The organism is Atribacter sp., assembly GCF_035418125.1.
In the GTDB taxonomy this organism is placed as follows: Bacteria; Atribacterota; Atribacteria; order Atribacterales; family Atribacteraceae; genus Atribacter; species Atribacter allofermentans.
This window is the reverse complement of sequence record NZ_DAOLQM010000335.1, coordinates 1-1916: the sequence shown is the minus strand read 5'-3', so window position 1 is coordinate 1916 and position 1916 is coordinate 1. Positions and strand designations below refer to the sequence as shown.

Annotated in this window: 1 protein-coding gene; it reads right to left on the bottom strand. The window is 40.2% G+C overall.

Annotated features, from left to right (window positions below):
- Positions 1–96: 96 nt before the first annotated feature.
- On the bottom strand, positions 97–1695 hold the full coding sequence (locus PLK24_RS11150; protein ID WP_324479152.1) for an ABC transporter substrate-binding protein: 1599 nt from the start codon (positions 1693–1695) through the stop codon (positions 97–99).
- Between the last annotated feature and the right edge of the window lie 221 nt (positions 1696–1916).

The window sequence follows — 1916 nt, the reverse complement described above, 5'->3', positions numbered from 1 at the left end:
CATTTAATGGTATTTATAGGATAGGAAAATAAAAAGGGTTCGGAAAGAGGTTATTTCCGAACCCTTTTTTAAAAATTATGAAATAATTGGCTAGGCTTACTCTTGCTCAATTGAAACCGTATTAAAGAACTTTCGTTCGGTGGGATACATCACAAACCCACGGACGTTTTTCTTGAAAACCATGAATACTTTGGCATGAGCGATTGGTACCCAAGGAACATCGGCATGAATGATTTCCTGGGCTTTTTCATAAAGAGCAGTACGTTCAGCAATATCATAGGTACGCTGAGCTTTAATTAGAATGTCGTGTAATTCATCATTGCGATAAAAAGCAACATTTCCTGCGCTTCCTACGATAGCGGCATCTTTATCAAGCAGTACATAGATGAAGTTATCTGGATCGCCATTATCTCCTGTCCACCCTAACATGCACATAGGATGCTTTCCAGCTTCGGTTTCCTGGAGATAGGTTCCCCATTCAACCGAGTAGATGTTGGCTTTAATCCCAACTGCTTCCAAGTCAGCTTGAATAGCTTCGGCAATTTTGGGAGGATCGAACATATAGGGGCGAGAAACTGGCATGACCCAGAAGGTAGTTTCAAAACCATTGGGATAACCAGCTTCTTTCAGGAGCTCGATGGCTTTTTCGGGATTATATTCATAATCTTCAATGGCATCATTGTAGCCCCACATAATCGGTGGAATAGGATTCTTTGCCAGAAGTGCTGTTCCCTGGTAAAGATATTCAACAATTTCTGGTTTATTAATAGCATGAGCGATGGCTTTTCTGACCCGAACATCGCCAAAAGGTTTCTCAAATCCGGGTGTATCTTCACCCATATTCATGGCTAAATACCCAACATTTAATCCCGGTGCTTCTAGTATATAGAGGTTAGGATTATTTTTAATCCGTTCCAAATCATCAGCAGTTGGATATTCCATGCTATCGATAGACCCTTTTTCTAATTCAATAAGACGAACCGAAGGATCAGGTATGACCCGGAAGATCAATTTATCGACATATGCCCGTCCACCCCAGTAGTCGAGATTAACTTCCAAAGTGAGGTGGTCATCTTTTACCCATTCGACAAACTTAAAAGGCCCAGTTCCAACCGGGTTCTTAAAGAAATCAGCACCATATTTTTCACAGGCTGCCGGGCTCACTATGGAAGCGGTAAACATAGCGAGGCTGGTCATGATGGTAGCATTGGGTTGACTGAGAATAATTTTAACTGTATAGTCATCGACTTTTACCACATCCTTGACGTCGGTAAACATCCACTGCCAATAGGCCCATTCCCCATTTTTAAAGAAAGGATGGTCAGGATCAAATTGTCTCTTCAGAGAATAAACAACTGCATCTGCATTGAAGTCGGTTCCATCATGGAATTTGACACCTTTTCGAAGATGGAACGTAAAAGATAATCCATCGGGAGAAATTTCCCAGGATTCGGCTAAAGCTGGTTCGACTTCGGAAGTCCCTGGTTTATAACGGACTAAGCCTTCAAAAATATTATCGGTCATCGATACGGAAATACCATCGGTTACATCAGCAGGATCTAAACGGTAAGCATCACCGGCGCTACCATGAACAAGAGTTCCCCCCACTTGTACACATCTTCCTTGTGCCGAGGCCAAACCAATTAAACCAACGACTAACATAAATATTGTTCCCCACATCATCCATTTTTTCATGATAATAATAAACCTCCTTTAAACGAATTTAAAAACCAATTGAAATTTCCGTTTATATCTTTAATATCCTTTTGCTTTTAAGCTATGAAACTAAAATTGAGGCTGGCTCATTCCCGATAAATACTTAATTTTACCCTCCTTTCAATCAACTGGTTAAAAAATTATAACATAACAATAAAAGGCAGTAATAGGTTAATGAGAATGAAAAAATTGAGAGGGAG